Origin of the sequence: Marinobacter sp. (assembly GCF_040904845.1) — a bacterium.
GTDB lineage: Bacteria > Pseudomonadota > Gammaproteobacteria > Pseudomonadales > Oleiphilaceae > Marinobacter.
The window spans coordinates 19,026-43,320 of record NZ_JBBDSR010000038.1; the positions used below are offsets into that span (position 1 = coordinate 19,026).

20 protein-coding genes and 1 pseudogene are annotated in these 24,295 nt (G+C 49.6%); 19 read left to right on the top strand and 2 right to left on the bottom strand.

What is annotated here, in order from left to right; translation table 11 throughout:
* Positions 1-5 precede the first annotated feature (5 nt).
* A complete protein-coding gene (locus WD429_RS04120; RefSeq protein WP_368420904.1) occupies positions 6-1,037 on the top strand; it encodes a glycosyltransferase family 4 protein in 1,032 nt (343 codons plus the stop codon).
* On the opposite strand, the gene WD429_RS04125 is transcribed toward WD429_RS04120, so the two are convergent.
* Positions 1,034-1,804 carry a glycosyltransferase family 2 protein gene (locus WD429_RS04125; RefSeq protein ID WP_368420905.1) on the bottom strand — a complete coding sequence of 257 codons (771 nt, stop codon included), beginning with the start codon at positions 1,802-1,804 and terminating at the stop codon, positions 1,034-1,036. The genes WD429_RS04120 and WD429_RS04125 overlap by 4 nt on opposite strands.
* A 323-nt stretch (positions 1,805-2,127) precedes the next feature.
* On the opposite strand from WD429_RS04125, the gene WD429_RS04130 reads away from it, so the two are divergent.
* The 15 genes from WD429_RS04130 (at position 2,128) to WD429_RS04200 (ending at position 20,694) form a co-directional block, all read left to right on the top strand.
* The gene (locus WD429_RS04130) at positions 2,128-3,450 is read left to right on the top strand and encodes a lipopolysaccharide biosynthesis protein (protein ID WP_368420906.1); all 1,323 of its coding nucleotides are present in this window, start codon (positions 2,128-2,130) and stop codon (positions 3,448-3,450) included.
* Positions 3,434-4,072, top strand: coding sequence for a class I SAM-dependent methyltransferase (locus tag WD429_RS04135; RefSeq protein ID WP_368420907.1), 639 nt, complete (start codon positions 3,434-3,436; stop codon positions 4,070-4,072). The genes WD429_RS04130 and WD429_RS04135 overlap by 17 nt, the downstream gene beginning before the upstream one ends.
* Before the next feature lie 114 nt (positions 4,073-4,186).
* A complete protein-coding gene (locus WD429_RS04140) occupies positions 4,187-5,431 on the top strand; it encodes a glycosyltransferase (protein WP_368420908.1) in 1,245 nt (414 codons plus the stop codon).
* Positions 5,428-6,546 carry a GDP-mannose 4,6-dehydratase gene (gene gmd / locus WD429_RS04145; RefSeq protein WP_368420909.1) on the top strand — a complete coding sequence of 373 codons (1,119 nt, stop codon included), beginning with the start codon at positions 5,428-5,430 and terminating at the stop codon, positions 6,544-6,546. The genes WD429_RS04140 and gmd overlap by 4 nt, the downstream gene beginning before the upstream one ends.
* Positions 6,512-7,516: a GDP-L-fucose synthase family protein gene (locus WD429_RS04150; RefSeq protein ID WP_368420910.1), complete on the top strand. Its 1,005-nt coding sequence runs from the start codon at positions 6,512-6,514 to the stop codon at positions 7,514-7,516. The genes gmd and WD429_RS04150 overlap by 35 nt, the downstream gene beginning before the upstream one ends.
* A gap of 216 nt (positions 7,517-7,732) precedes the next feature.
* The gene (gene cysQ, locus WD429_RS04155) at positions 7,733-8,491 is read left to right on the top strand and encodes a 3'(2'),5'-bisphosphate nucleotidase CysQ (protein WP_368420911.1); all 759 of its coding nucleotides are present in this window, start codon (positions 7,733-7,735) and stop codon (positions 8,489-8,491) included.
* A gap of 36 nt (positions 8,492-8,527) precedes the next feature.
* On the top strand, positions 8,528-9,127 hold the full coding sequence (gene cysC / locus WD429_RS04160) for an adenylyl-sulfate kinase (protein ID WP_368420912.1): 600 nt from the start codon (positions 8,528-8,530) through the stop codon (positions 9,125-9,127).
* A gap of 26 nt (positions 9,128-9,153) precedes the next feature.
* Positions 9,154-10,920 (top strand): SLC13 family permease, encoded by a 1,767-nt coding sequence (locus tag WD429_RS04165; RefSeq protein WP_368420913.1) that lies wholly within the window; start codon positions 9,154-9,156, stop codon positions 10,918-10,920.
* 138 nt (positions 10,921-11,058) lie between these two features.
* Positions 11,059-11,538 carry a transcription/translation regulatory transformer protein RfaH gene (rfaH, locus tag WD429_RS04170; RefSeq protein ID WP_368420914.1) on the top strand — a complete coding sequence of 160 codons (480 nt, stop codon included), beginning with the start codon at positions 11,059-11,061 and terminating at the stop codon, positions 11,536-11,538.
* 85 nt (positions 11,539-11,623) lie between these two features.
* Complete coding sequence (locus tag WD429_RS04175; RefSeq protein ID WP_368420915.1) at positions 11,624-13,117, top strand: capsule assembly Wzi family protein; 1,494 nt, start codon at positions 11,624-11,626, stop codon at positions 13,115-13,117.
* A gap of 29 nt (positions 13,118-13,146) precedes the next feature.
* Entirely contained in the window at positions 13,147-15,639 is a 2,493-nt protein-coding gene (locus WD429_RS04180) for an SLBB domain-containing protein (protein ID WP_368420916.1), read from the top strand.
* A gap of 12 nt (positions 15,640-15,651) precedes the next feature.
* Positions 15,652-16,629, top strand: coding sequence for a Wzz/FepE/Etk N-terminal domain-containing protein (locus WD429_RS04185; RefSeq protein ID WP_368420917.1), 978 nt, complete (start codon positions 15,652-15,654; stop codon positions 16,627-16,629).
* Between the two features lie 164 nt (positions 16,630-16,793).
* Positions 16,794-17,558 (top strand): Wzz/FepE/Etk N-terminal domain-containing protein, encoded by a 765-nt coding sequence (locus WD429_RS04190; protein WP_368420918.1) that lies wholly within the window; start codon positions 16,794-16,796, stop codon positions 17,556-17,558.
* Positions 17,559-18,325: 767 nt separating this feature from the next.
* On the top strand, positions 18,326-19,558 hold the full coding sequence (locus WD429_RS04195) for a lipopolysaccharide biosynthesis protein (protein ID WP_368420919.1): 1,233 nt from the start codon (positions 18,326-18,328) through the stop codon (positions 19,556-19,558).
* The gene (locus WD429_RS04200) at positions 19,555-20,694 is read left to right on the top strand and encodes a polysaccharide pyruvyl transferase family protein (RefSeq protein WP_368420920.1); all 1,140 of its coding nucleotides are present in this window, start codon (positions 19,555-19,557) and stop codon (positions 20,692-20,694) included. Before WD429_RS04195 ends, WD429_RS04200 begins: the two co-directional genes overlap by 4 nt.
* Before the next feature lie 132 nt (positions 20,695-20,826).
* On the opposite strand, the gene WD429_RS04205 is transcribed toward WD429_RS04200, so the two are convergent.
* Positions 20,827-21,192, bottom strand: a complete 366-nt coding sequence (locus WD429_RS04205; protein WP_368420921.1) for a hypothetical protein — start codon at positions 21,190-21,192, stop codon at positions 20,827-20,829.
* Between the two features lie 228 nt (positions 21,193-21,420).
* Between WD429_RS04205 and WD429_RS04210 the strand changes: the two genes are divergently transcribed.
* The 3 genes and pseudogenes from WD429_RS04210 to WD429_RS04220 form a co-directional block, all read left to right on the top strand.
* On the top strand, positions 21,421-22,563 hold the full coding sequence (locus tag WD429_RS04210) for a hypothetical protein (RefSeq protein WP_368420922.1): 1,143 nt from the start codon (positions 21,421-21,423) through the stop codon (positions 22,561-22,563).
* 245 nt (positions 22,564-22,808) lie between these two features.
* On the top strand, positions 22,809-23,810 hold the full coding sequence (locus WD429_RS04215; protein ID WP_368420923.1) for a glycosyltransferase: 1,002 nt from the start codon (positions 22,809-22,811) through the stop codon (positions 23,808-23,810).
* 184 nt (positions 23,811-23,994) lie between these two features.
* A pseudogene (locus WD429_RS04220) lies at positions 23,995-24,243 on the top strand (transposase); the annotation flags it as partial.
* Between the last annotated feature and the right edge of the window lie 52 nt (positions 24,244-24,295).

Below are 24,295 nucleotides of genomic sequence, written 5' to 3' on the forward strand. Positions count from 1 at the left end.
AAGCTATGACGTCTGCAGGTAGCGGGGGAGTCTGGTTTCCTGCCGTTCAAGTCGGCACAGGGGTTGACAAGTATACTGAGCGTTTAGTCTTGGCGCTTAATAAAAGAGGGGTTCGAGCCGAAATTACCTGGTTGCCGAAAAGGGCAGAATATTTTCCCTTTAGCGTTAGCGTTCCAGAGGCTCCTTCTTGGGCGTCACTTGTTCATGTGAATTCATGGCTACACAGTCGATTTATTCCCGACAACCTGCCATTGGTAGTGACTGTCCACTCATGTGTTCATGACCCTATGTTGATACCCTATAAATCCTGTGCGCAGAGCTGGTATCACCAATTATGGGTTAAACGATGTGAAGCGTTGTCAATTAGAAAAGCGACTGCTGTAACTGCAGTTAGTGCATATACGGCGACAATGACCGAACATATTTTTGACACTTCAGGTATAAAAACAATTTATAACTGGGTAGACACCGAGGCCTTTCCGGAGCGTAAAACCGTTACGAAATGTAAGTCTAAGCCCTTTCGGGTTCTGTGTATCGGTTCGCTAAATAAGCGTAAAGGTAGCGATCTTTTGCCTGCGATTATGAGGGAACTTGGTGAAGGGTTTGAGCTCAGAGTGACCGGAAACTTGCACGACTGGGGCAACATATCGGATATAGCCCACAGGGTGAAAAACATTGGCTATCTACGGTCGGTGGCAGATCTGGTGCACGAATACCATTCAAATGATGTGCTGTTGTTCCCTACTAGGTTAGAGGGCTTTGGATTGGTTGCCGTTGAAGCTATGTCATGCGGGCTGCCAGTAGTTGCTTCGAATTGCTCCTCCTTGCCGGAAGTAGTCGGGCCAGACATGCCCGAGTTGTTGTGTGAAGTAGATGATGTTGTCGGGTTTGCAAGAGCGATCAGGAACCTCAGAGACTCGAATGGTTTATATGAGAGGTCTGTGAAAATCGGGCGAAAACGAGTATTAAATAAATTCTCTGAAGAGCGCGCAGTGAATTCTTATATCGAATTATACCAAAGTCTTGGCTATTTCTAATTTTTTTTGAGTCGAGACTTGGCATCATTAAGAATGCGCCGTGCAGAGAAAAAAGAAAACAAAAGAAGATTTTTTATTCTTCCATGTACAATATTTCCAGCTCTAAATCTCTCAAGTAGAGTTCTTAGAGTTACCTTGGAGCTAATTCCATTCGAATCATAGGTTGCGATAACTACGTTTGATTCTCGAAAGATAATATTTTTTTTGCTTAACTTAAAAAAAAGTACCAAGTCTGCGTACACTCGGAATCGAATATTGTACAAATTTTCTTTATGAATTTGGGTTCTAATAAACATGGATTGATGATTGAATGGGAGATTGAAGTAAAATCGGAGAGGCGATTCGGGTTTATATAGAGTTTTGTTTCCTTGGCTGTCAACAAACTCTGTGAGACCATACAGTATGTCAACATTATTTAATTCATTGCGCACAATTTCGAGTGTTTGTATGTTGAAAAATGTATCCCCTGAGTTCATGAAGCTAATAAACTCGCCAGAGGCAACTGTCACACCCTTATTCATGGCATCATAAATTCCCAGGTCGCCTTCGCTAATTAAAATATTTATGAGGTCGTTATGTTTTTTCAAAATGCTCAGGGTGTTGTCATTGGATCCTCCATCTATAACTATATACTCATAATCCTTGCATGTTTGCGACTGCACGCTTTTAATGGTTTTTTCGATATTGTTTTCGTCATTAAATACAACTGTAATTATACTAAAGGTCGGGCGCTGATGGTCGCAGGGGTGTTTGCGTTGTAATGTCATTTTTTGTCCTACAGATATGCATCCAATACTGACGTGCGAGCTGAACGTTAAGTGTACATTGTTTCATTATCATTGGTCTATAATCCGCTCGATGGTCTTATACAACGATGCGGGAAAGTGATTGCACTCTACCGTAAGTTAAGTGGCGGGCCAGAGATTACCACAGATCCACTGCGTACCCTGAAAAAGTGTCTGGTTTCACGTAGACTCTAACCTGTGCGTCAGTTAAGACGTCGGAAATTATGCAGCTTGAGCGTTATAAAAATCAGCGAATCTAAGAACGTATTCGCTAGCTAACCGAAAATCCAATGGAACCTGAGCGAATGAATAGCTTGCTGACTTTTCCGAGAAAGGCTTTGAGCCGCACATGGAATAGTCCGCTAGCGCGAAATATAGCGCTGGTCAGCTCGGGCACTGCCGGTGCCCAACTGATTGCCATGGCTATTTCCCCCGTTGTCACACGCATTTATGGCCCCGAGGCATTTGGTCTGCTGGGCACCTACCTGGCTCTCGTGACCGTCGTGGTACCTTTTGCCGCATTAGCCTACCCCATTGCTATCGTTCTGCCGGAAGAGGAGCGTGAAGCGCTTGGCCTGGTCAAGCTGTCGGTAGTTTTGTCGTTTGTCATTGCAGTTGTTGCAGGTGTATTGATGGCGCTAGGCGACAGTTGGCTGGCGACCCTGCTTGGCGCACAAGCAATTGAAAAGTTCCTGATTCTTATTCCGCTGGCCATGCTGTTTGCGGCACTGATGCAGACGGTCGAACAGTGGTTGATCAGAAAACAGGAATTTGGTCTCATCGCTCGTACCGCTCTAGTGCATTCATTCATATTGAGCAGTGCCAAAGTTGGTGTTGGTTGGCTTTATCCTTTTGGAGCAACGCTGATCGCGCTGGCCACGGTAGGCCATGTGTTGCAGGCTGCATTATTATATATCGGTGCGAAAAGGCAGTATCATCCGGTTTCTTCGAGTTCGGAGAAGGGACGAAAAGTACGACTGCGCGAGCTGCTTCTGCGGTATCGGGATTTTCCCCTCTATAGGGCACCGCAGAATCTGATCAATGCTGGGTCTCAAAGCCTGCCTGTTCTTATGCTGGCCGCGTTTTTTGGGCCTGCTGCTGCAGGGTTCTATACCATTGCGAAGATGGTAATGGGGATGCCTGCAATGCTATTGGGTAAAGCGGTAAACGATGTTTTCTACCCTCGAATTACAGAAGCAGCACGCCGGAGTGAGAATCTCCAAAAACATATAGTTCGCGCTACAGGAGCCTTGATTGCTATTGGCTTTTTACCGTTCAGCGTGATGATCGCCTTCGGGCCTTGGTTATTCAGTACTGTTTTCGGTAGTGAGTGGGCCTCTGCCGGCGAGTACGCGCAATGGTTGTCGGTTTTTTTCTTCTTTAACTTTATTAATAAGCCCAGTGTCGCCGCTGTTCCAGCTTTAGGTATTCAGCGTGGCTTGCTTTTTTATGAAATATTCAGCACAGGGGCGAAAATAATTGGCCTGTTGGTGGGCTTTTATGTGCTCAATAGTGATTTGTGGGCTGTTGCACTTTTTTCCTTATCCGGCGCATTTTCTTATATATTGATGATGGTTTGGATAGTTTGCTGTGCAAGTGTGAGGTCGAGTAATGAAAAAGCAAGTTGAAAAAGATCATTATAAGTTCAGTAGTTATATGTCAAAGCAACGTTGGGCCAGCATGTGGAACCAAGTAAGTGAAGTGTTGGAATATTCTCCGGGAACTGTGCTTGAGATAGGGCCGGGGCCTGGGATTTTTAAAGCTTTAGTTACTCAGCTTGGGATGGAGGTAAAAACTCTGGATATTGATTCTGAGCTTCAGCCCGATTACGTGGGATCGGCAGATTGTATGCCTTTTTGTGATGGCGAGTTCGATGTCGTATGTGCTTTTCAGATGTTGGAGCATGTCCCATATGAAATGAGCCTAGCCATATTTCGTGAAATGGTTCGTGTGGCTAAAAAAGGAATAGTTGTCAGTTTGCCTGACGCAAAAGCTGCGTGGCCATGTGTAATCCATATTCCCAAGGTTGGCCCCTTTAATTTCCATATTCACAGTCCTCGTGTTCGCCTAAAAGAGCATGTATTTGATGGTGAACATCACTGGGAGATTAATAAGGCGGGATATTCGTTATCTAGAATACGGAGTGATCTGGAAAAAGTATCTGGTGTAACCTTGATACGGACTTATCGGGTAAATGAAAATCCGTACCATCGTTTTTTTGTTTTCAGAAAGTCGAGCTTTAAAGATTAATTTTATATTTCGGATCGTAACGAAATAGGAATAACCATATTTCCACTCTATGATTTGTGGTTGAATTTAAGGTTTTGGTATCAGAGAATGCAATATAAAGGGCATGGAGTTGTATTGAAGAAAATCAGAGTTGTGCATCTTGTGGCTGGGGATTTAAGGGGCGGTGCGGCAAGGGGGGCATATTGGCTTCACAGAGGCTTGCTCAAGCACGGCATCGATTCTCACATTATTACTAACCATCATGATAACTTGGGCGATCCAACTGTTAAGTCGTTGTCGGTTTCAAAGTTAAGAAGATTTGTATCAAAACTTATGAGTAGTCTGGATTTAGTTTTGTTGTTAATCTTCCCCAAAAGAGAAAGGCGAATTTTTAGTACGGGTTTTTTTGGTCTTAATTATAAGCGTGAGCAGGTTTTCAGAGAGGCGGAAGTTGTTCATCTGCATTGGGTGAATGGACTTGTGGCTACGAGGTCATTGAAGAATATTGACAAGCCGGTGGTTATGTCAATCAGGGATATGTGGCCTATGACCGGAGGGTGCCATTACGCTTTGGATTGTAAAAAGTATGAGACAGGTTGTGGTGGGTGTCCTCAGCTAAATAGTGGTTTTGGCTGGGATTTTTCGAAGTTGATAGCCCAGTCAAAACAAAAATATTTTAGTGATATAAAACCTGTAGGGATCAGTGAATGGATTGCTGAGCAAGCTAATAAAAGTTTTGTTTTTCGTGGGAATAAAGCTGGTTATATTAATAACAATGTTGATTGTTCGTTGTTTTATCCCATGAAAAAAGATATCGCCCGGAAAATTTTGGGGGTTTGCACAGAAAAGAAAGTGATACTTGCAGGATCTACTAATGTTAAAGATTTTTACAAAGGTTTTCATTTGTTTTTAGAATCTCTGAGATATTTGGACAAACATTCTATATTTTTGTGTGTTTTTGGAAAGCCGGACATTTCGCTTTTGGAAGGGACGGGCTTCGAATTCAAAGCGTTTGGATATCTTAATGATGATATTTCAATGCGTCTTGCTTACAATGCCGCTGATGTCTTTGTTGCTCCCAGCGTGCAAGAGGCTTTTGGTAAAACTCTGGTAGAGTCTCTGGCATGTGGAACACCTGTTGTGAGTTTTGACGCAACCGGCCCGAAGGGCATCATAGAGCACAAGGTGGATGGCTATAAAGCTGCGCCTTTTGATCCAGAAGATATGGCGGTGGGGGTAGATTGGGTTTTAAATAAAAGCGACTATGAGTCGCTGTCGCACGCTGCCGCGAAGTCTGCATCTACAAAATTCGACTCTGTAGTAATTGCACGGCAATACATCGATTTGTATTCAGATCTGGTCTCTGAGGATTTAGAATGAAAAAAGCTCTAATAACAGGCGTCACAGGGCAGGACGGCTCTTACCTAGCTGAATTCCTTCTTGAAAAAGGTTACGAAGTTCACGGCATCAAGCGCCGTGCTTCCTTGTTCAATACCCAACGTGTTGATCACATTTATCAGGATCCCCATGTAGAATGCCAGAACTTTGTACTCCATTACGGTGATCTCACGGACTCTTCAAGCCTCACCCGCATTATTCAGGAGGTTCAGCCGGATGAAGTGTATAACCTGGGTGCACAGTCTCACGTTGCGGTTTCGTTCGAGGCACCTGAGTACACAGCTGACGTGGATGCCATGGGGGCTCTAAGGTTGCTCGAGGCCATCCGATTACTGGGGCTGGAAAAGAAAACCCGCTTCTACCAGGCGTCTACTTCAGAGCTGTATGGCCTGGTCCAGGAAACGCCTCAAAAAGAAAGCACGCCATTTTATCCGCGATCACCTTACGCAGTGGCAAAGCTTTATGCCTACTGGATTACTGTAAATTACCGCGAAGCTTATGGCATGTATGCTTGTAATGGCGTGCTGTTCAATCACGAATCTCCGCGACGAGGTGAAACCTTTGTTACCCGAAAAATCACTCGTGGTTTGTCCAACATAGCGCAAGGCCTGGAAAACTGCCTGTATATGGGGAATATCGATGCGCTTCGTGACTGGGGGCATGCCAAAGACTACGTGCGCATGCAGTGGCTGATGCTACAGCAGAATCAGCCAGAGGACTTTGTTATCGCTACCGGTGTGCAGTGTTCCGTTCGGCAGTTCATTGAACTTTCAGCAAAGGAGCTCGGAATTGCCTTGCGCTTCGAGGGGCAGGGCATGGATCAAGTCGCAGTCATTGAATCTATTGACGGCGATAAGGCTCCGGCACTAAAGGTAGGTGATGTAGTGATGCGGATAGACCCTCGCTATTTCCGCCCTACTGAAGTGGAGACTTTGCTGGGCGACCCTACCCGGGCGAATGAAAAACTTGGCTGGACACCAGAAATCACACTTGAAGAAATGTGCTCGCAGATGATGGCCGAAGATCTGAAAACTGCACAACGCCATGCGCTTCTGAAAAACCATGGGTATGAAATTCCTGTTTCGGTTGAGAACTGATATGCCTGTAAGCAAGACCCGCATCTTCGTCGCGGGCCATAACGGAATGGTGGGCTCGGCCATACTCCGCGAGTTAGAAAAACATCCAAAGGTTACCCTGATTACGGCGAGTCGAAAAGAGCTCGACCTGACCAGTCAGAGGGCCGTGCAATTGTTTTTTGAGGAGCAGAAAATCGACCAGGTGTATCTGGCGGCAGCGAAGGTTGGGGGCATCTATGCCAACAATACCTTTCCAGCGGATTTTGTCTATGAAAACCTGATGATTGAATCCAATGTCATTCATGCGGCTCACCTGAACGGTGTCCAAAAACTGTTGTTCCTCGGTTCGTCATGCATTTATCCGAAAATGACTGAACAGCCAATGACGGAAAGTGCCTTGCTGACGGGGCTTCTGGAGCCTACCAACGAGCCCTATGCCATCGCCAAGATTGCTGGTGTCAAGCTTTGCGAAAGTTACAACCGTCAGCACGGACGGGATTATCGTAGCGTAATGCCGACAAATCTCTATGGGCCCAATGACAACTTCCATCCGGAAAACAGTCATGTAATCCCTGCATTAATTCGCCGGTTCCATGAAGGGGCTCGGGCTGGTGACGAAGAGGTGATAATCTGGGGCAGCGGGAAACCTATGAGAGAGTTTCTGCATGTAGATGATATGGCAGCAGCCTGCGTGCACGTCATGGAGTTGGATGCAAAGATTTATGCGGACAGTACTCAACCCATGCTTTCTCACATTAATGTTGGAACGGGTAAAGACTGCTCTATTAGAGAGCTGGCGGAATCAGTCGCCAAGGTTACAGGGTTTAAAGGCAAGCTGGTGTTTGATTCCTGCAAGCCAGATGGTGCGATGCGGAAGCTAATGGATGTTTCCAAGTTGAGCTCGTTGGGCTGGACGGCTAGTATCTCGCTAGACGAGGGCCTGAGTGCCACCTATGAGTGGTTTAAGAACAATGTGGTGAGTCTTCGCTGAGGTGTTCCGGCGGAGCCGCTCGGTGCAATTCCCCAGCCCCTACTGCTTTACCAAATCTTCAGCGGGTGCTCGTCACCGGCGATCAGGCGGCCTACTATCTCTGCCATCCGGCTTTCCGCCAAAGGTCAGCGAGCCGATACTCAAGGCGTGCGAAATCATGTAAAACGGCTGGCACTGTTTTAAACTACCGCAAAACCCATAAGCAGAGCGTTACCAATGAACCACGGCACCATCCTCCCGGAAGTCCTCAAAATCGCCGATGCCGCCGGCGAACGCGTCATGGAAATCTACCAGACGGATTTCAAGGTCAACTACAAAAAAGACGAATCCCCCATCACCGCCGCCGATGTGGCCAGCCACGACGTCATCGTGGATGGATTGCAACAGCTAACGCCGGATATCCCCGTACTCTCCGAAGAAGAAGCCAACGCCCCCTGGGACCAGCGCAAGCACTGGCAACGCTTCTGGCTGATTGATCCCATCGACGGTACCCGGGAATTCACCCAGCGCTCCGGCGAGTTCACTGTCAACATCGCGCTGATTGAAAACGGCGAACCGGTGCTGGGCGTGGTCACCGCACCTGCGCTGAACGAAGCCTTCTGGGGCGCGAAAGGCGAGGGTGCCTTCAAGCGCAACGGCAGCGGCCAGGTCCACCCAATCCACACGGCAGACCCCGGACCGGCACAGCGCGTAGTGGCCAGCAAGAACCACCTCAACGAAGGCACTCGAAGCTTCATCGAAAAGCTGGGCGAACACGAACTGGTGCAGGCCGGCAGCTCGCTGAAATTCTGCCGCATCGCCGAAGGCAAGGCAGACGTGTACCCGCGCCTGGGTCCCACCTGCGAATGGGACACCGCCGCTGCCCACGCCGTTCTGGCCGCCGCCGGCGGGAAAGTGGAGACACTGGAGGGAAAACCACTACACTATGGCAAGGAAGACGTACTGAACCCGTACTTCATTGCCTTTGGAAAATAACAGAACAACCACCCTGCGGATTCAAAGGAAAAAGCTTTGCCTGACAATATCGTGTGGCACGACCACAAAATCACCCGCGCCGAACGCACCGTTAACAAGCATCAGAAACCCTGCTTGCTCTGGTTCACCGGCCTGAGCGGTTCGGGCAAATCCACCATCGCCAACGCGCTGGATTTGGCTTTGCATAACCGGGGTTACCACACCTTTCTGCTGGACGGTGACAACGTACGCCACGGCCTGTGCAAAGACCTCGGTTTTACCGACGACGACCGCGTAGAGAACATCCGCCGCATTGGCGAAGTCAGCAAACTGTTCACCGACGCCGGCCTGATCGTACTCAGCGCCTTTATCTCTCCCTTCAACAGCGACCGCCTGCTGGTGCGCAACCTGCTCCCCGCCGGCGAATTCATTGAAGTGTTCATGGATACGCCGCTGGAAGCCTGCGAAAGCCGCGATCCCAAAGGCCTTTACCAGAAAGCCCGGGAAGGCACGATTACCAATTTCACCGGCATCGATTCCCCCTACGAAACCCCCGAGCGCCCAGAACTACGGCTGGATACGGCGGTGATGAGTGTGGACCAATGTGTGGGTCAGTTAATGGCCTACCTGCTGGAACGCGGCCTGATCACCCAGTAACGGCCTGAAACGGAGCCCCATCAACCATGGAATGGCAAGGCATTGTCACACTGCTTACCCTGTTCTCGGTACTGACCGCTCTCGCCATGACCCGCGTGGCGGCGGACCTGGTATTGATGGCCGCGCTGGCGTTTCTGTTGATCACCGGCATCCTCGGCCCCAGCGAAGCCCTGGCGGGCTTTGGCAACCCGGGCGTGATCACCATTGCCACCCTCTACGTAGTCGCTGCCGGCCTGAAAGAAACCGGCGCGGTAGAGTGGATAGCCCGCCTGCTGCTTGGCCACCCCAATACCGAGCGCGGCGCGCAGCTGCGGATGATCGTGCCCACCGGCGTGCTCAGCGCCTTTATGAACAACACCGCCGTAGTGGCCATGTTTATCCCCGCCGTGCAGTCCTGGGCGCAACGGCTCGGCATTTCCGCCTCCCGGTTGTTATTGCCTTTGAGCTACGCCGCTATTCTCGGCGGCACCTGCACGCTCATCGGCACCAGCACCAACCTGGTCGTCAACGGCATGCTGCAAAGCCGGCTGGACATCCATCTCGGCCTGTTCGAACTGGCCTGGGTGGGCGTGCCCATTCTCATCGCCGGCGGCGGCTTTCTGGTGCTGTTGGCCCCGCGCCTGTTACCGGACCGGGGCGGCGTCACCGAAGAACTCGAACAGGTACGCCAATACGGTGTGGAAGTGGAAGTGGAAAGCGCTGGCCCGCTGATTGGCAAAACCATTGTCGCGGCCGGCCTGCGGGCGCTGCAATACGGCTACCTGACCGAAATAGACCGTGCCGGCCGGCTGATCACCGCCGTAGAGCCGGACCGCACCCTACAAGCCGGCGACAAGCTCTACTTTGTCGGCGCGCCCGAATGCGCCAGCGAACTGCGCCGCATCCAGGGCCTGAAACCCGCCAGTGGCAGCGTGCATAAGCTGGAAGTTCAGAACCACCAGCGTTGCCTGGTGGAAGTGGTGCTGGGCCCGGAATTTCCCGCCCTGGGCAAAACCATTCGCGACAGCCGCTTCCGCACCCGTTTTAACGCCGTCATTCTTTCCGTTTCCCGCGAGGGCAAACGCGTGCCCGGCAAGCTGGGCGACATTACCTATCGCATGGGCGACACCCTGCTGCTGGAAGCCAGCCACCAGTTTGTCGAGCAATACCGCTTTCGCCGGGACTTTCTACTGGTCAGTGCCCTGAACGACTCCACCCCGCCGGATTTTCACAAAGCGCCCCGCGCCCTCGGCATACTGGCGGTCATGGTACTGCTCAGCGCCAGCGGCCTGCTCAGCATACTGGAAGCCGCCTTGCTGGCCGCCGGCGCCATGATCGTTACAGGCTGCCTCACCGCCAGCCGTGCCCGCCGCAGCCTGGATTTACCGGTGCTGGTGGTGATTGGAGCCTCCTTCGCCCTCGGCAACGCCATGACCGAAACCGGGGCCGCGCAATGGATCGCCGGCGGCCTGCTCGGCTTCGGGCCACTGACCCCCTGGGTCGCCCTGGCCATCGTCTACATCCTCACCGCCGCGTTCACCGAAGTCATCACCAACAACGCCGCCGCCGTGCTGATGTTTCCCATCGCGCTGGCCGTGTCTGAACAACTGGGAGTGAACTTCATCCCCTTCGCCATCGCCGTAATGATCGGTGCCTCCGCCTCCTTCATTACCCCCTTGGGCTACCAGACCAACCTGATGGTCTACGGCCCCGGCCGATACCAGTTCCTGGATTACGTGCGTATCGGCACGCCACTGAGCGTGGTGGTGGGCGCGGTGGCGGTAGCCATCATCCCAACAGTATGGACGTTCTAGCCCCCCCAATCCCCCGTAGGTCGGATTAGCCAAAGGCGTAATCCGACAACCCCACCCCCTGGAGGCTCCGCCAAAAAACCGAAAAGTGTTACACTCGCCACATTAATACCGGCAACTCGACGGACCGAACGAACCCCTATGGCATGGTACGCACTACAACACAAGCCCACCCAGGGTGACCGAGCCCTGCAGCACCTGCAAAACCAGGACATCGCCTGCTTCTACCCCAAAATCACCGTGGAAAAAATCACCGCAGGCAAACGCACCAAAAAGCTCGAACCGCTATTCCCCGGATACCTGTTCATAAATCTGGAACAAACGGATCCAATGTGGTCCAAATTACGTTCTACCCGTGGGGTCATCCGAGTTGTGGGCTTCGCCGGCAAACCGGCAGCCATCGCCGATGACGTAATTCAGCACATCAAACAAAGCCTGGATGCCGTGGCAGAGCAGGGCGGCATCAAACCTGGCCAGGCAGTGGAGCTGAGCGAAGGGCCATTTCAGGGCCTGAGTGCCATATTCCAGGCCTACGATGGGGAAGAGCGGGCCATAGTGTTGATCAGTTTTATGCAGAAAGCCCAGAGAGTAAAAGTGCCGGTATCTGCAATCAGGGATTAGAGCACTTGCGTGTCAGACTAAGTCAAGTAAGTCTCCCGTCACACTTTGCTAACGAATTTTCAATCACTTGACAGCCAATCATCCGATGACCTCAAAACACTCAACTCTGGTAGGTGGGGCGGTAGCGTGCCTGATTGCGTCTTTGCATACGTCAGTGCTACAGGCAGCCCCCTGGCTTGAGCCGGGTGACCTTCGTGCTCGGCACGCCGCACAAAAACTGGCTGATCGCCACCATCTGGACCGCAGCGTTACCTCCTGGCCCATGATGTGGGCCGACTTCGAAAATGGCGTTCGGGGAACCGTTGCCGGCGATTCCGAGTCCGTGGGCGGGGCGCTGGCCTACTTGCGCTTTGAGCAAAGTGAGCAGGCATCACCCGGCTTCCGGGCCGAGTTTGCAGCGGCCGGAACCACCGAGCCCACCTTCGTTCGCGGCTTCCAGCAAACCCAGCGGGAAAGTGGCACCGCAAGCCTGAACGCGCAATGGCAGGGTACGGCCTGGGCGCTGGGGCTGAACCCGAGTGTGGCGGCTGATCCGGAAGACGATGAAAGCTACCGCCTTGATGGCTCCTACATCGCCGCCACCACCGGTAACTGGGTGTTTGGTGCTGGTGCTATCAACCGTTGGTGGGGGCCGGGCTGGCAGTCCAGCCTGATCCTGTCCAACAACGCCCGGCCCATCCCTTCCGTATGGCTGAACCGCCAAGACGCCCACGCACCAGAAAGCGACTGGCTGCGCTGGGTGGGGCCCTGGCAGTTTTCGGTGTTCGCCGGGCAGCTGGAACAAGAGCGGGCCGTTGCAGACACCAAGCTCATTGGCATGCGCCTCACCTTCCGCCCGGTGGACGGCCTTGATATCGGTCTGTCCCGCGCCATCATGCTTGGCGGGGAAGGGCGGCCAGAGAACGGCTCCACGCTCTGGAACGCCTTCATCGGTCGGGACAATGGCCAACTGGGCGAAGACGACCCCGGAAATCAGCTCGGCAGTGTCGATGTGCGTTACGGTTTTGCTGTGGGCGCTCAATCAATGGGGATCTACGGCCAGATGATGGGCGAAGACGAAGCCGGTGCCTTCCCCGCCCGCAAATCCTGGTTGCTCGGTTTGGACTGGACAAGCCAGCTGGCCGCGCACCACCAGCAATGGTTCGTCGAATACACCAACACCCTCGCCGATGACTTCCTGGGCGACGCCATGCCCAACATCACCTACGACCACTCCATCTATCGCAGCGGTTACCGCTATTACGGCCGCAGCATGGCGGCCTCCTTCGGTGGCGACGCCGAAGCCATAACCCTGGGCGCATTCAACTTCTTCAGTGGCGGCAGCAACCTGACCGCCACCGTCAGCTACGCCGAACTCAACGTGGATGGCGCGAATCGCACCGTTGTCACCAGCGACGATATTTTTTACCACGTACCCCGGGGCAGCCAGAAGGTGGCCATCAGCACCCTCGGGTACGGCACCGAACTGTTCAATGGCTGGCTCGATGTGAACCTCCAGGTCACCGACAAAGACATTCAGCTCCTCGGCGGCACCAGAGATCCGTTCTCTCTTGGTGCGACCTGGCGTTACCGTTTCTAAACACCACCTAACTACCGGACTCCATACCCGTGAACCTGAAATCGCTTTTAGTCGTCCTGGCATTGATGGCTCCTTTGGTCGCCAAGGCGCAAGACATCAGCCAGTCCCAGATCGACCAGTTCAAAAGCCTGCCTCAGTCCCAGCAGCAGGCCCTCGCCAAACAATACGGCGTTGATCTCGACGATATTCAATCCGGCGGGCAGCAGCGCCAGCGGCCGCGCAATGTTCAGGTGGTCGAGCCGGTCAGCCGTATTTCGAATGAAGAGCGCGAAGAACTGCGGCCGCAAAACGAAGACAAGGACGCGAACGGCCCAGCCGGCGAGCTGAAGCCCTTCGGTTATGACCTGTTCGCCGGCAGCGCCACCACCTTCGCGCCGGTCACTGAAATTCCCGTGCCGTCGGAATACACGCTCGGCCCTGGCGACGTGTTGCACGTTCAGCTGTGGGGGAAAGAGAATCAGCAACTGGAACTGCCTATTGGCCGCGATGGCAGCATCAGCTTTCCGCAGTCCGGTCCGCAAACCCTTGCCGGCCTGACCTTTACCGAAGCCCGTCGCCAGCTTCGCAAACTGGTGTCCGAGCAGTACATCGGCGTACAGGCCAGCGTTACCCTCGGAGAGCTGCGCAGCATGCGAGTGTTCGTTCTGGGCGAGGCCCGCAACCCTGGCTCTTACACCGTCAGCTCCCTGTCCACCATCACCAACGCCTTGTACGTATCCGGTGGCATCAAGCGCACCGGCTCCCTGCGAACGGTCGAGCACAAGCGCAACGGCAAAGTCGTAGGGCAACTGGATTTGTACGATCTGCTACTGAAAGGCGACAGCTCCAAGGATAACCGCCTGCAGCCGGGCGACGTGATCTTCATACCGCCGGTGGGAAAGCGCGCGGGCGTGGAAGGCGAAGTCCATCGCCCGGCCCTGTACGAGCTGAAGAACGAATCCACACTGCAGGAGCTGATTCAACTCGCCGGCGGCCTGACGCCCCAGGCCTACCCCAAGCTCACGCGCATCGAACGTACCAATGAGGAATACCTGCGAATACTCGCCGAAGCCGACCTCACCAAGCCCCAGGGCCAGAGCGCCCGCATTCAGTCCGGCGACCGGATCACCGTGGCCTCTGTGTCAGAAATCACCGGCCAGTATGTCGAGGTCAAAGGCGCAGCCACCCGCCCCGGCCGCCTGGCGTGGGTGCCGGGTATGCGCGTGAGTTCGGTTGTCCGCTCACTGGATAACGACCTGCTGCCAGTGGCGGACAAACGCTACGCCGCCATAGTGCGAACCGACCCAGACACCGACGCGGTTTCCGTGATCAACCTGCGCATCCGCGACGCGCTCAGTAACCCGGGCAGTGCCGACGATGTCCGCCTGGCCGAGAAAGACCAGCTGCTGATTTTCACAGACCAGGGCAAACTGAAGGCCAGCGGTGGGGATGACAACCGCTTCAGCCGCGAATCTCTGTTCGCCCCCGTGCTCCACCGCCTGAAGGCCCAGGCCCAACCGGGTGCCCCGGAACAGACCATCCGGATCACCGGCCCGGTGCGTTACCCCGGCGAATACCCATTGCCGGAATCCGGTAAGGTGGCCGACGCCATCTACGTCGCCGGCGGCCTGAAAGATTCCGCATCGCTCTACACCGCCGAGCTGGCCCGTTTCAGTACAGGCGAGCAAGGCACCGGCCAAACCGACATCAAACAGATCAACCTGCAGGCGATCCTGACCGGGGAAGAAAGCATAACCCTGCAAAGCCGCGACCGCCTGCTGATCAAATCCATCCCGCAATTTGCGGCGGCCAAAACCATTACCCTGGATGGCGAAGTGCGCTACCCCGGCCAATATACGCTGCGCAGCGACGAAACCCTGCGGCAAGTCATCACCCGCGCCGGCGGCCTGACTGACAACGCCTTCCCCAGAGGTGCCATCTTCACCCGCGAGCAACTCCGCCAACGGGAACAGCAACGCCTGCGGGAAGCGGAGGAACGCCTTCAGGGTGATCTGCTGGGGGTTCAGCTGGAAGGCGACAACTTCGGTGGTCAGAACGCCGAGCGCACCCAGCAGGTGGAAGAGTTACTGAAAGACGTGCAAAGCGCCCGGCCCCTCGGCCGCATGGTCATTGACCTGGCCGCCGTGCTGGACGACGAGAGCTATCAAGCCATTCGCCTGCAGGACGGCGACACCCTGACCGTACCCAACATGCCGCAATCGGTCAGTGTGTTCGGGGAAGTGCAGTTCCCCACCAGCCACCTTCACACCAGAGGGCTGGCGGTGGACGACTACCTCGAGCGCAGCGGCGGCCCAACACGACAAGCGGATGATGACCGCGTCTACGTGGTAAAAGCCGACGGCTCCGTAATGCTGCCCGAGAAAAGCCGGTGGTTCGGCGGCCGCAGCCAGCAATTGCAACCCGGCGACACCATTATCGTGCCCATCGACGTAGACCGCCTGAACCAGCTGGAGTTGTGGACCAACGTCAGCCAGATCGTTTATCAAATGGCCCTGGGTGCCGCCGTTGTCGGCAACCTGTAAGGAGTAGATGTAATGAACCAGCCTTTAACGCCCTTGCAGCCAGGCCCGCAACCCTATCGATACGACCACCTGGACGATGAAATCGACCTGCGGGAACTGTTCGCCGTAGTCTGGCACGGCAAGTGGTGGATTATCGCCATCAGCCTGTTGTTTGCGCTGGGCAGCATCGCTTACGCCCTGGCCAAACCGGATATTTACACCGCGAATGCCACCCTGGCACCCGCCACCGGTGAAGACGGCGGCAACCTGGGCAAACTGGCTGGCCAGTTCGGTGGCCTGGCGAGCATGGCGGGCATTAACCTGGGTGGCGGCAGTGCCAGCAAAACCGTAATCGCCAAAGAAGTGCTCCAGTCCCGCATTTTTCTGACGAAATTCATTCAGCGCCACGGCCTGGCCGTCGCCCTGATGGCCACGGAAAGCTGGGATAAGCGCAACAACAGCTGGGTGATCGATCAAGATATCTACAATCCAGCCACCGGCGAATGGCAGGCGGATGAAGCCACGGGAGAAAGCCGAAAGCCAACAGACTGGGATCTGGTCAAGGCCTTTCGCGCCAACCTACGGGTAAACCAATCCGCCGACACCGGCATGCTCACCATCAGTTTCAGCAGCCAGTCACCTTCCGCCGCCCGCGACTGGGTGGCGCTGCTGGTTCGTGACATCAACGAACACATGCGGGCCCAGGATGTCGCAAGCGCCGAACGCAGCATTGGCTACCTGGAAGAAAAGCTGGAAGAAACCAACGTATCCGGCATGCAGCAGGTGTTCTACCAGCTCATCGAGCAGGAAACCCGCACCGTGATGCTGGCCAACGCGCAAAAAGAATACGTTTTCAAAACCGTTGACCCCGCCGTCGCCCCTCAGGAGAAGAGCGAACCAAAGCGGGCGCTGATTGTCATAGTGGGCACCCTGCTGGGCGGCATGCTGGCGGTTTTCATCGTTTTTGTGCGGGCCTTTATTAAAAAGACCGGCAATCCTAACAACGAGTAACTGAAAAACGGCCGCATTTCCCGTAAAATCCGCGCTTTGAATACGAGACCAACAAACACCAGCCTGTCACCTTCGCTGGTCGCACGCCTGATACGCTGAGCATGGCCGGTGGGGCGGTAGCGTGCCCGAACCAACAAGATAGGCAATAAGCGGATTCCCAAACAATGAACAACGTTCCAGAACAAAGACCCTATTACGACGACGAAATCAGTTTGGTTGACCTGGCGGCGACTTTTATCCGCCGCCGGCGCGTTTTTTACGTGGTTTTTCTCGTGACAACTCTGGTGGGGCTCGCCTATGCCTTGTTGATGCCGGGGAAATACGAATACGTAAGTCTTTATCAGATGGCTGAAGTGGAATCAGGTAAAACAGTAGTGGCACCAGCAACAACTATTGCCACATTGCAAAACCGCTGGTTTCCTGAAGTTCAGGCCACTCATCGCGAGATGGAAGAGGAAAAGCTACCGTTTGAGATCAACTTTTCCAACCCGGAGAACACTGGCTTAATCCGCATGGCTTCGGAAGCATCGCAGGAAAACGCAACGTTGGTGGAGGAAACCCACAAAAAGCTGATCAATCAGGTAAAAGAGCGGCAGCAATCGCTGCTGACGAGGGATAAAAAGAGTCTGGAGAACCGGATCGAGGCCATAGACCGTGCAGTAGAGTCATTGCAGGGTGGCGAAGATACCGGTTCCGCTATTGCGGACGCTTATGAAAAACGAGTTGATCTGGAGGGCAAGCTGGAAGGCCTGAACCCTGGAGAAACGCTCGCTGTCAGCAGGGAAAGTGCTGAACGCACAGGCACTAGCCGAAGCTTGGTGGTGGTTTTGGCAGCGGTTCTGGGAGGTATGCTTGGAGTATTTCTCGCCTTTGTCGCCGAATTTGTAATGCTCGTCAGAGAGCAGCTTGGTGAAGGTACCGACAAATAGTCCCTAAAGTGGGCTACCCCTCTACTACAGACAATTTCCTGCGCATCATCGCCGAAGCTAGTCCTTCCAACGTAAATGGCAAACGGGAAGAGGTATAGGGCCGGGGGACCGGATATAGGTTAAGTTGCTGGAAATCTAAAGCCCCTCCTTGCTATATATTGGTGAACAGACCCTTTTTTTGGTTTCGAAAGTGAAGCACGTCCCGCCTTCTTAGGATGACGGACTCCTCTCCTTTCATCGCGGTTTCAGATCAAAGCGTTTGAAGCCGGGACAGATTGGTGATCAAAGACATTTCGATAATCGCACAAGCCAAAACCATTGACTCTACCGGAGCGCGACCGTCCGCGAGGAGATCAAAAGGACCTGCAGGCTGGCGTTAAACGCCTTTGCCAAGCTGGCCGGTGAGAAGCTCCGCCAACTTGAAGCTCAGCAAGTGAGAAATCCCGAAGAAAGTTCGCAAGCGATCTGCGGGGCATTCAGCTAGGGGGCTCTGAATAGTGCTGAAGGGATTCAGCAGCTTGTGATAGGTGAACAATACCTGCCGCAGTAGGTTCTCCCGGTTCAGCCAAAAAGGCAAAAAGCGGGCAAAAAAATAACAGAGGTGAGGGTCATACCGAAATCGCGCTTAAAAGTTTTTTCAACCTAATACATAATTCTACGGAAAATTGGACGTTAAGCAACTCTATCTCGGGCACGTCAAAAGTTTGAAGCTAACTACTGAAGATCTACTCTTGAAGTCTATATATGAAAAGTATGAAATAAATTAAATGCTTAGTCGAATCATCAAGAAAATCGGAGCTCTATCGAGTGGAAGCCTAATTTCCGTTTTAATAAATGCAGCTTCATATCCAATAATAACGCAAATTTACGCTCCTTCTGATTACGGCGAATACTCAATGCTGATATTTTATTCAGCTATCTTCGCTTCGTCATCTTTGTTGAAGTTAGATTTAATAATACCGACATTAACCGACGTATCTAAAGCGAGACAATACTCGTTTGTAGCGCTAGTAAATATAGCATTGGTTTCAGTCGTTGGCGGCTCTTTGTCTATAATTTTCTTAGAGTTAAGTCTGAGTAAACTAAATTTATTTCTTCTAGTGGTTCTCTGTGTGTCATCGTTTGGAATATTTACTTTAGTCGGCTCCATAATTCTTTTCCATGGGCAGGCTTTGAAGTTCGGATTTCTGATTGCTGTCCAAGCACTTCTTGCGTTAGCAATGCAGATTACCTTGGGGGTTATTGGGTTCGATTGGCATGGGTTAGTCCTGGGGTATATATTTTCGTTTTTTATATCTTCTTTTCTTATTTTCCTTGTTTTCTGTCCGAAAGATATCATCACTACAAAAAAAGAAACCTCTCCAATGGGTTATTGGACAGTGATGAGAATTGAAAAACAAAAGTGGCAGCCAAATGTTATCCAGTCGGTACTAAATGCAGTATCCTTGAATGTGATGATTGTTGGTGTTGATCATATTGGTGGCAAAGAATCAGCTGGTCTTTTTGCATTCTGTCAAAAACTGCTGGTAATACCTGTTCGGCTAGTGGGGAACTCCGCGAAACAAGTTTTACTTAGAGAGTTGAGCCTATCTTCGTATAAGCAGGCACTAAACGTTGCGAAAAATCTTACTTTTTTTTTGGGGATTCTATCGTTAGCAGTTTTTTCTGGAATCAATTTAATTTCCGGATTTTTAATAGAGATAGGATTGGGGCCTGAGTGGGTAGGGGTTGAGGATTTTGTACTACCTATATCGATTTGGCTAGCTTTTACTGTTTTTTACGTCCCAAGCGTTTCGTTGCTTAATGTAACTGGAATCCCAAAATATCACATGTGCTATGAAGCAGTTAACCTTACTTCTAGGTTTCTCTTTATTTTCGTATCGATTGCTTTTGGATTAAGTGAAATAGAATTCGTCTATATTACCTCGGTATTAAATGCTTTCCTGTGTATTTTTTTAATTCTCATAACTTTCTATATTTCTTCTGGAGATAAGATTTGAAAAATATAAAATTATTAAAGCTATCTCCAATATACGGAAATAATTCAGGGGACGTGGCAATTTCGAAATGCATAGAATACCTATTTTCTAATAAAAAAGTTGGAGTGACGAGCGAAGATCTTTTGTTTAGAGTTCCGTTTTCATACACCCCAGGCCGTGGAGTGAAAAATAATCGGATTGCCATATCAACATTTCTCCAATACAATTTCCCAATATTTTTCTATGTATTAAAGAAATTAATTTTTGTTCTATCCGGAGATAGAAAGAAGCTTAGAAGTAAGCTGGAATCGTACGACGCATTGATTTTTGGTGGTGGTAATATTGTGATGACTAAGATGGGAAGCGATTATGGTTATCGGTTGCTATCATTCTCTAAAAACCTTAATAAGCCTATAATAATTTTCGGTGCAGGTGCTGGTCCCCTTCCATATGATTCGAAGAAAATTATTAATGGGTTAGCCAAAAACTGCGATAAATTATATTTAAGAGATAAAGTGTCTCTTGAATATTTTCCACCTGATTTTAAAAAAGCTCAAGTAGTAATAGATCCTGCTTTTGTGATATCCGATATTGCGCCTCCTGTCAAAAAAAATAAAGGACAATATCTTGGCGTTAATATAATTTACGGTTTTCTCAATCATGACGATTTTGTTGAATTGGCACATTCCGTAGCGAAGCTTGCTCGCGACAATCTTCTCGGCATCAAGGTCATCTGTACCGCATATCCACACGACGCACTTGAATCATTAAAATTTAAAGACTTGGTCCAATCAATTCAGTCAGGATTGACAGTGAAGGTTATAAACGTACCGGGCGAACCAACTGGTATTGCTGACTCTTACGCCGACGTTGCGTATTTTATTGGATGCAGGATGCATAGCCTTATCTTTGCTCTGTCTTATGGAATTCCAAGTATCGGCTTCGCGTGGGATCCAAAAGTGAGAGGGATGTTTGAAATGTTTTGCAGGAATAAGGATATTTTAGAAGAGTTTATGGTTGGAGACCCTGGTCGGATATCTTTTGATGTTTATCGAAGTTTTAATATTAATTCAGCGGTAGCTAGGGCAAAAAAAGATGTTTATAAAGCTGTCGATGAAATTGTTATGGAGTTATTGAACGTGACTAAGACTAAGTAGAAGGCGTCCTATTACTATTACGGGTACATTACCCAGCCGCGTTGCCATAGAAAAATCCTGCAGGCCATCGTCGAACTTTGTCGCAACTCGCTCGACTGCAATTGGGCTACTTACCGTATGAAATCACCATTTTCATTTTTGATCACTTCCTTGAATACCAAAAAAGGAAGCAGTGTGTATTCCGAAATTCACAATAGCGTTGACGACACGCTTGGCAGTTTTTGTAGCATCGACGCAATATTCGCTAACGTTCACCGTATCCTGCCTTGATTTCTGCTTTATGGAAGCGGCAACGAGCGTGTAAAATTTCTGGATATATTGGGCGTCAAAGGCATGATGGAGACATATACTACAGATAAGCTCATCATTGTTCGTAAAAAGCCGACGCCCGACACTAGCAAGGATCGGGACGAATTTAAATTTAGAGCCGAAACTCAAAGCCAGTACCAGTACCAGTACCAGTACCAGTACCAAGCTTGAAAATCTATTCCAGTACATCAAACTGTTCCTTGGCCTCAGAAAGATCTGCTATTAGGGCCTAGCCAAAAGTACCAGTTAATTGTTGACTTCAGAGCTTGCTAGACGGCGAAGATTCTTGCAGGGATTTTCTCGGCAGGCTCCAATTCGGCCTGAATAGTTGAAAATGTGCCAAAAAATAATGCAAAACCTCACGTGTAGAGCCGTAAACGGCCTGTAAAATATTAGCGATATAGTGAATTCAGATGTATGTTAAAGTTAAATCGTCGGCGTAAAGTTTTTTTATGGGCTTGGATCCCGGTGATAGTTGCAGTTCCTTTGTTTGTAACAGTTGATCTTTCTGGTCAATTCCGTTTTGATAGCGATCCTTTTAATAGGTACGGTATGCCTGCAATTCCAATTGGATTGCTATTTCTCCTTATTTTTGTATTTAGGATAAATATTATACCAAAAAAAATACTCGCATTTAGTTTTGGCATTATGTTTATGGCTTCCTTAAATATCTTTGATGGAGGTGTGCGGTCGGCTGCATTGTCTATAGGTTCTCTGATTCCAGTATTCACGTACTACTGTATACGACTAAGAGCGCAGCAAAAATCTGTGAATATAGATAAACTAAGAGTGAATGTTTTCCTAGGACTGTCTGCAATTGTTGTAGTGAAATTAATTAGTTCTTTGTGGTATGGAAATCCAAGTTCAATATTTATTATAGAAGAAATAAGAATATACAATTATTACGACTATTTTTCCTTTTTGCCGCTGGTAGTCTTATTGCTTGCGATTGATAATTTGTTTAAAAGAGAAAAAATATTAATTTCATGTGTAATTCTAATAGTTGCACTTATCGAAATACATTTTTCTACATCGAGATATTTTTTCGCATGCGCATTAGCGTCACCTTTAGTTTACACATTTTTTAAACTAGTTCCTTTGAGCTCTTTAGTTATTTCTGGAACTAGTTTTACAATTGTTGTTTCGCTTACCTGGATTGGTGCTCTACATCAGTGGTTTGAAGAAAGTTCCATGGTTACCCGAACCAATCATTGGAAGCATTATCTTGAAAGCATCACAATAATCGACGTTTTTTATCCGGTAGGGAATGATTATAGACAATCAGTTCTGGATGGATCTTTTCATAACGAATTTATAGATATCTTTTCGTTTTTCGGATTTGGCTCCTTTTTGATATTTTGGATTTGGCTGTATGTAGTTAAAGATTCTAGTGCTAAAAATCCATTACTAAAAACAATTTTGTTTTTTCTTGTATTTGGAATGTTGATACAAATAAATATCACCAATTTTTATGTCGGAATGATTGTAGGGTCTATTTTTGCGATATATGAGAATCGTAATTTTTCAATGGATCAGAGCCCGACGCACATAGATAGATAAAAGCTTATCGTCTGGTTTTGTTAAGGGCTGGTGCAGTGTCATTTATTTTTTCTATTGTAAGTCGTTTAGATTAAATTATATAAATATAAGATAAGTTTGTGATTTATCTTAAAAAACAGGTTACTAATTTTCTAAACTGCGAGCACTAAATTGTTTTTAGTTAAGGGGATAAATTTCTTCGATTTTTAAAGTAAGCGTTATATCGAATCGTGTGTAGTTTTATAAATAACTGGAAGGGCCTGATTTTGAACTTTGTCGATGTAGTGGTCGGTGGAATTCCGGAGCCAATAGGTGGCGTTACTAACTTCATTTATAGGCTCGCTTCAAACAACATGACAGGGGAGGTTGTGGACCTTTATCCGTCCAAAAAAAAGGATATTCCGAAAAGTTTTAGGGGGAAGTTTTCGCAGGTTAATGGGCGAAAAAGTTTTTATCTTTATTATTTTTTTATATATTTCTTTTCTAAGAAGAAGATTTTTTTTAATTTTTCTTCTCCCAAAGGTCTTTTTTTAGTTTTGTTATTACCTAAGAGGGGTAACAAATTTTATGTTGTATTGCATCACGGTGAGCTTTGTTGTAATTTTTTAACGCTCTATTTTTTTCGTTTATTGTCTGGAAAATTAGACAGGGTTTATGCAATTACCCCCACGCAAAAAGTTTTTTATGAAAAAATTGGTATCGATGACAGGGTGATTTTTTTGCGAAGCACTTATCTTCCTCCGGTAGAAGATGATTTTTGTCATGGAAAGTCTTCTTTGGTCCACACGAATAAAAAACATCTTGTTTTTATTGCTTCAGGATATCCCTCGTCGATCTACAACCACGATTGGTGTATTAAGGCAATTGGTGGTCGAAATGATGCCTTTTTGCATATTTTTATGTACGGAGATGGAGATAAAAAAGAACAATTTCTTAATATGGAACTACCCGTTAATGTTTTTTTTCATTGGGACACTCCAAGCTTTGATTTTATGACAGCATTAGCGTCGTCAGATTATTATTTACGGCCAACAAGTAGAGATAGCTTTGGAATAGCTGTAGCCGACGCGTTAAATATGGGCGCTGTTAGTATAGCGTCAGATGTATGTAAACGGTATCCTGGAACCGTCCTGTTCAAAAATGGGGATTATGAGCAATTTAAGAGGCTCATTGACGAAGCGCTGGGGGGACGTCCGTTGAGCCTCTCGGCGAATTTTGAGAGTCATAACGGTTTTTCTCCCTTTTGTTTTGAAGGGGAAACTCTATAAGCATTTATTGTGTGATCATTAATTTGTTTCAATGCTGAGCGATTTAAATAGCCGGTAATAAGTGGAAGTCCAATTTACGTATTTTATAGTTTTTTATCGAAGTCGCTAAGATCTGGTTGTAGTGGTTCAATGATTCGGGACACCAACGTAGGTGGTAAAGTGGCCACCATAAACGAGGTGTCTGATGACCAAAAAGCGTCGTTCTTTTTCTCCCGAGTTCAAACAGGAATCAGCCAGCCTGGTGCTGGATCAGGGTTACAGTATCGCACAGGCCGGTACGTCCATTGGCGTTGCAGAGAATGTGTTAAGGCGCTGGTTTAAACAACTGGAAAACTAACGTGAAGGCATCACGCCTAAGGGCAGAGCCTTAACGCCAGAACAACGCCGGATTCAGGAACTGGAAGCCCGCTGTAATGGGCTTGAGCGGGAGCGGCGATTTTCAACCCAGTTGTCCAAATGACCGCATTTAAGCGACCAATTTATTG